At 45.9% G+C, this 6,880-nt stretch carries 4 protein-coding genes; 1 reads left to right on the top strand and 3 read right to left on the bottom strand.

Features of this window, described 5'->3' with window-relative positions; translation table 11 throughout:
* Both ACTHUM_RS01105 and ACTHUM_RS01100 read right to left on the bottom strand, forming a co-directional pair.
* A partial coding sequence (locus ACTHUM_RS01105) for an ESPR-type extended signal peptide-containing protein (RefSeq protein ID WP_440392567.1) occupies nt 1-3,301 on the bottom strand: 3,301 nt, incomplete at its 3' end.
* A 568-nt stretch (nt 3,302-3,869) separates the two neighbouring features.
* The gene (locus tag ACTHUM_RS01100) at nt 3,870-4,490 is read right to left on the bottom strand and encodes an L-threonylcarbamoyladenylate synthase (RefSeq protein ID WP_004521114.1); all 621 of its coding nucleotides are present in this window, start codon (nt 4,488-4,490) and stop codon (nt 3,870-3,872) included.
* A 217-nt stretch (nt 4,491-4,707) separates the two neighbouring features.
* On the opposite strand from ACTHUM_RS01100, the gene dusA reads away from it, so the two are divergent.
* On the top strand, nt 4,708-5,706 hold the full coding sequence (gene dusA, locus ACTHUM_RS01095) for a tRNA dihydrouridine(20/20a) synthase DusA (RefSeq protein WP_049336164.1): 999 nt from the start codon (nt 4,708-4,710) through the stop codon (nt 5,704-5,706).
* Between the two features lie 243 nt (nt 5,707-5,949).
* On the opposite strand, the gene ACTHUM_RS01090 is transcribed toward dusA, so the two are convergent.
* On the bottom strand, nt 5,950-6,880 hold a 931-nt coding region (locus tag ACTHUM_RS01090), incomplete at its 5' end, for a collagen-flanked surface repeat-containing protein (RefSeq protein ID WP_440392566.1).

The raw sequence follows: 6,880 nt of genomic DNA, 5'->3' as shown, positions 1-6,880 counted from the left end.
CTTTCACACCGTCGTTGTTCACGGTGGTGTCGCCGGCTTTGACGCTGTCTACCACCAGGTCTTTGTTCAGCTTGACGGTCACTTTATCGTCTTGGGCTTCAGTGGTGATGTTGTCGTCGCCGGCAACGGTCACGGTGGAGCCGAGTTTTTCGATATTGGTGCTGCCGCTGTCGCCGTTGAAGGTCAGACCTTTGGTATCAACGGTGGTTTTGGCATCCACACCTTTTTGGATGTTATCTTTAGTACTTTGAGCAAGATCGATACTGTACTCAGTTGTGACGGCACCATCGGCTGCAGTTGTAGTATTGGAAGTCAAATTCAAAGCATTGGAAACTTGTACCGTTGCTTTATCTGCGCTGACGGTATAAGTGGTCTCTTTGCCTGAGGTTGTTTTATTAACGTGCGCGTTACTGCCTGCCGCCACCTTGGTTGTGGTTTTGGCATTATTGATGGCATTAGCAACATCGCCGGCAGTCGCTACACCGGCAGTCGGTGCGGACACTGTGCCATTATTATCGACAGACAATGTGCCTTGAGTGACGTTGATTTGAACTTTTGATGCATTCTCGCCATCGGTGATTGCAACAGTCGTCAAGTTGCCATCGGCGTAGTTGACTGTACCGTTGTTATTGATACGAGATTTGTCTGTACCGTTTTGTTGGATATTGTGTCCAACATTGTTCATAACGGTGTACAGCTGGCTACCATTGACCGCATCGGTCGAAGTGGCGGAAATACGGCCTGCGGCAACATTCTGGATTTGGCGTTCATTGCCTGCACTGCCTACAGAAACCGCGCCTGTTTTAGCGGATGAAGAAGCTGCATAGCTGACATTAGTCGTCGTACCACTATCGTTTTTGAATGTTGCATTTTTAGCTGTTGCATCAAAATTATTGGCAGTGCCAACAGCACCATTACCCAATGCAACGGAGCTACCGATCGTAGTCGTCGCGCCACTACCCAAAGCAACTGAATCGCTTCCAGTCGCTTTTGCATTATTACCGCCGGCAAAACTATTCTGCCCGGCAGCTTGGGCTGAGGAACCAATAGCGGTGGAATAAAGGCCTGAACTGTTTGCCTGCTTACCAATGGCGATAGAATAAGCTTGCGTTGTCTGCGCCTGATGACCGATTGCAACAGAATCATCACCGACTGCATTTGACAAATAGCCCATTGCCGTACCGTTATTTTGTGCCGCTGCCCTTGCACCGACAACGGTTGCATTTCCATAGTTGGCTCTACTGTGAGCACCAACGACTACAGAGTAATTGTAATTATTTTCTGTATTCAAACCTATGGCGATAGAACCTGTACCGCGGGAATTGGCATTAGAACCTAAGGCAACAGCGCCAACAGTTCCCGAAGTTACCGTTGCATTTGGACCAACAGCAACAGAATCTTCGCCAAGTACGTTGGCATTATGACCCAAGGAAACACTACCCGTCGCACCAGTACTTGTTGCCGCATTCGGTCCGATGGCAATCGAATTGGTTGCTTTTGCACCGTCATTGTTCCAGTTTTTCGTACCGTCAGTTTTGCCTTCTTCTGACTTAACAGAGAAATAGCGGACACGCTCAATTGCACTCAAAACACCATAAAGCTGTGAGCCGTTGATCGCATCAGTGGAAGTAGCGGAAATATCGCCAGGGGATACATTAATGATTTGGCGTTCGTAACCTTTGGAACCGACAGACACAACATCACCGGCATCGGTAGTTTGACCGCCTGCCCAAGTGTAGGTTACACCCATAATTTCGCGTTGAACGTATGCCTGACCTTCTTTATCGGTTTTAGAAGCCGTACCCAAAGCCACAGAATTCAGCAAAGTAGCCTTCGCACCTGTACCCAAAGCTACACCACCAAAGGCAGTGGCCTGAGATTTGGTACCGATAGCCAGAGACAAATCGGCAGATGAATTAGACTGCACACCTAATGCAACAGAACCTTGACCGGCAATAGTATTACCATAAGAACCGCTATACATCGTATCACCAGTCATCTCTTTATAAATATCACGCAGACTTTTACCGCTCAGCGTATATTCACCGGTCTTTGCACCTTTTTCATTATATTTGATGAATTTATCCGTTGCATTGCCAGAATATCGAGTACCACCTACCGAATCTAAATCATCACCACCAATAGCAACAGATGAATTACCATTAGCCAAGACATTGCCACCAACCGCAATAGATTGGTCTCCCTTTGCCCACGCCCCCTCAGGTCTGCCCTGTGGATCAACACGGTTACCTGAACCAATAGCAATAGACTGAGTTATCTTAGAACTACTTGAATCGCCTACTCGAGCCGTATTACCAATAGCAATATTATTGTGAGTTACATTCACATTCATAATATTTTGCGAAAGAACCCCAGATGCACGTCCAATAGCAATCGTACCAAGTCCTGTTGCATTCGCGTCTGCACCAAGTGCAATAGCACTTGATGCTGCATTACCCGAAGCTGGAGAATTTGCCACTGCACTTTTACCGATGGCAATGGTATTTCCAGTTTGAGCTTGGGCTGAATTACCTATGGCAATAGACTCACTTTGATAACCCACTGCATTGGTACCGATTGCAATGGCATTTTGCGCATTGGCTGCAGCCTGACTGCCGCTGCCAATTGCAATGCCGTTTTGACCTCTTGATGTACTGGATTGGCCCAAAGCCATTGAGCCTATACCAAATGCTTGCGCCGAATTACCCAATGCTGTTGTGCTCGTATTATCAGCAAGAGCATTCTTACCTACCGCTGTCGCTTGCGTACCATTTGCTTTGGAATCTGCACCCAATGCTGTTGAATCTACAGAAACAGCATTGGCACTTTTACCTATCGCTGTTGCATATGAACTACTTGCACTTGTATCTGCACCCATTGCAACAGCATGAGTTTGAGTAGCTTTAGCATTAGTACCCACGGCCAGGCTGTTATTATGTGTTGCATTTGCACTCGTACCTACCGCAACTGCACCATTAGCCGTAGCATTGGCTGATGCTCCTATTGACAGCGCACCAATACCGGTCGCTGTTGCACCGCTGACCGCAGTAGCACTGGTCGGAGGATCAACCGCAATTTGTCCTCGTCCCGCAGTTGCCGCATACGAATTACCTGCACCCAAAAGAGCTGCCGAAATCACTGTCAATCTGAAAACTGTCGCGATACCATTTTTACCGGATTCGGCAGATACATCTGCACTGTTTTGTTCGGCAGACGATTTCACACGGCCTTTGGCCAATTCGGAAGTTACGACAAAAGATTGAATCGTACGGTTCCAAACAACTTTAAATATCTTATTCATAGGTGTGTCTTTCTCTTTTTATGATAGGTAAAAGCGTGAGCATGAGCATGACGCTACTTTAAGAATTTATGCGGGGTTTTCCCAGCAAAATGCTTATCTCAAGCTGACGTTTATTGTCACTTTGAGACAAAATTTAGGCTTTTGACTATCCCGCAACGGTATAGTATTTCATACTTACAAAATATCCGCTAGTCTAAAATATCAACCGATTATCTTTAATTTTTAAACAAAATCATGACGTTTGAACAGAAAAACCAATCATCAAAAGTTCTCCAGTCATGTTTTTATTAATAAGCGTAATGTTGTATTCCGTCGACAAGTCATCAGCAATCACAGTAATCATGCAAGCAACGTGCCAATCGCTCGGAATTTTATTTAAAATGAATTATTTTTTTAAGAAACAGGAAAGGCCGTCTGAAAGATTTCAGACGGCCTTTGATGAAATGATTTTGAACAATTGCTTAATTGAATAATTTGTTTTTTTGAGCTATCAATAAAATTGGCAAAATGCTTTTAATACGTCATAGAAAGAATACGCATATCCGTACTTATACAGACGCGGATGGTTTTACAAACCGAATACGGCAATATCTCCCTTGCCTTGACGAATCAGCTCAGTGCCATCGGTCATATCAATAACCGTTGTCGGCTCAGTACCGCACCAGCCGCCATCAATAACCAAATCAACAGCATGTTCAAGACGGTCTCGGATTTCGTATGGATCAGTCAATGGCTCTTCGTCTTCAGGAAGCATAAGGGTGCAACTTAAAATAGGTTCGCCCAATTCTTGCAAAAGCGCCAAGGCAGTAGCGTTGTCGGGAACACGCAGGCCGATGGTTTTGCGCTTGGGGTGAAGCGTGCGATTGGGTACTTCTTTGGTTGCCTGCAGGATAAAGGTGTAGCTGCCGGGCGTAGCTGCTTTAAGCTGGCGGAATTGGGCATTATCTACTTTGGCGTAAGTACCCAATTCGCTCAAATCGGCACACATCAGGGTCAGATGGTGTTTTTGATCGATTTTACGAATCGTGAGAATGCGCTCCATCGCGTTTTTGTCACCGAGTTTGCAACCCAGCGCATAACAGGAATCCGTAGGGTAAACGATGACACCGCCACTACGGACAATATCGGCGGCTTGCTTGATGAGGCGGTCTTGGGGATTATCGGGATGGATGGCGAAAAATTGTGCCATGTTTTTTTCCTTATCATTCTAATGGTTTGTTGTTTGACATTTTAAAACTTATTTGGCCGTCTGAATATTGGATTTCCACCACCATGAATGGATTTAGCCTCAGCTACAACACGGCTGCACCCAGTGATACCTTATATATTATTTTGATTTACCGGCCGATATCGAAAGTCAATTTAATACGCTATATAATGCATTATTTTGTTTGAAAGTCATCTCAATGCCTGCTTCTTCCCTACCTTCCCGCCGCTTGTCTGTCGCACCTATGCTTGATTGGACAGACAGACACTATCGCTTTATGGCGCGACAAATTACACGCAATGCTTGGCTTTATAGCGAAATGGTCAATTCAGGCGCGGTGGTTTACGGAGATAAAGACCGCTTTTTGAGTTTCAACGAAGGCGAGCAACCGGTAGCTTTACAGCTTGGCGGCTCAGATCCGCATGACTTGGCAATCGCTACCAAAGCGGCTGAAGCGTATGGCTATAACGAAGTCAACCTAAATTGCGGCTGCCCCAGCCCACGCGTTCAAAAAGGCGCTTTCGGCGCTTGCCTGATGAATGATGTAGATTTGGTGGCAGATTGTTTGAATGCGATGCAGGATGCAGTTGAAATTCCGGTGACGGTCAAACACCGCATCGGTGTAGACAGACAGACAGAATATCAAGTCGTAGCAGATTTTGTGGGAACACTTCGCGAAAAAACAGCCTGCCGCACATTTATTGTCCATGCACGCAATGCTTGGCTGGACGGTTTATCCCCGAAAGAAAACCGCGAAGTCCCGCCACTCAAATATGAATACGTGTATCGTTTAAAACAAGATTTTCCCGACTTGGAAATTTTGATTAACGGCGGCATCACTACCAACGAAGAAATCGCCGAACATCTGAAATTTGTCGATGGGGTCATGATCGGGCGCGAGGCTTATCACAATCCAATGCTGATGCGCGATTGGGATACAATGTTTTACAACGACGCACACGCACCAATCCAATACGCAGACTTAGCAGCTTGGCTATATGCATACAGTCGCGAACAAATCGCCTTAGGACGAGGCACAATCCTGCGCCATATCGTCCGCCACGCACTAGGCTTAATGCACGGCCTAAAAAATGCCCGCACTTGGCGCCGTATGCTCTCAGATGCTACTTTGCTGAAAGACAACGACGGCAGCCTGATTCTAGACGCATGGAAAGAAGTCGAACGCGCAAATATTTGAGATTAATGGTATATCGTGCGAATAAATGAAAGGCCGCCTGAAACATCCAATGATGTTTCAGACGGCCTTTAAAATTACAACAGACTGCTAAAGATATATTCATTTCTCTTTGGCTACTATTACGATTAACTCATCGAATCAACCCAAAACATAATCTAAGCATAAAAAAATGCGGCCTAAATAGGCCGCATTTACTTTGCTTCGTCTTTTCAGACGACTTTTTCAGGCCGTCTGAAAGTCAGATTACCATTGGTAACCAACTGCTGCGGTAGCACCGAAGTGACCACGTGAGTTGCCGGAAGCAGTACCTTTGATGATCCAATTACCACCATCGGAGATGCTAGAGAAGCCGACAGCGTAACCGGTTTCACCGCGGTAGTGACCGCCACCGATAGCCAGCATGCTCTTACCTGGCAAGTAAGCTTGTGGCAGACCGGCAGTAGCCAGAGCTTGAGCCACACCTGCGCGGGCGTTGTTGTCAACTTTGTTCACATTGCTGTTCACATCGCCGAATTTTTGGTTCAGCTGGTCAACGTTAACCGCATCGGTACCGTTCTTACCTGGAGCAACATTTTTAATAGTAGTGTTGCCGGCATCGATACCACCTTGGTTGATGGTTACAGGACCTGCTTTCAGTTCGTTAGTAGTAACACTGTTAACGGTCAGATCAGGGTTCAAGCTGACTTTCAGCGCATCGCCGTCTTTCTTAACGAAGATGTTTTGAACTTCTTTCTCTGAAGTCTTACCGGTTGCTTTGTCGAATACTTGGACTTTAGTACCCGCATCACCTTTAATCTGAATAGTGTTATTCAGTTTTTTGGAGATAGAGCCGTCAGTAGTACCAGTCTCGTCAACCAGACCGAAGGTGCCGTCAGCATCTTTACCATCTTTACCGTCTTTACCATCTTTCACGGTTGCAGTAGTAGTAGAGATGACTTTACCGTCTTTATCGAAGTTGTTGATAGTGATAGTAGAAGTACCTTTAGCTTCATCACGCTCAACTTTACCTTCAGCAGACTTACCGTTTTCACCTTTAGCACCAGTTGCACCAGTATCACCTTTAGCACCGTCTTTAACAACAGTAGTAGTAGTGTTACCGTTACCGTCTTTGATGGTTACAGTATGAGTACCGTCGCCGTTGTCTTTAACTTCAGCTTCAGCATTCTTACCGTCG

The sequence above is a fragment of the Neisseria sp. P0021.S006 genome (assembly GCF_051956895.1).
The sequence above is the reverse complement of the archived record's forward strand: the minus strand, read 5'-3'. Positions and strand labels throughout refer to the sequence as shown.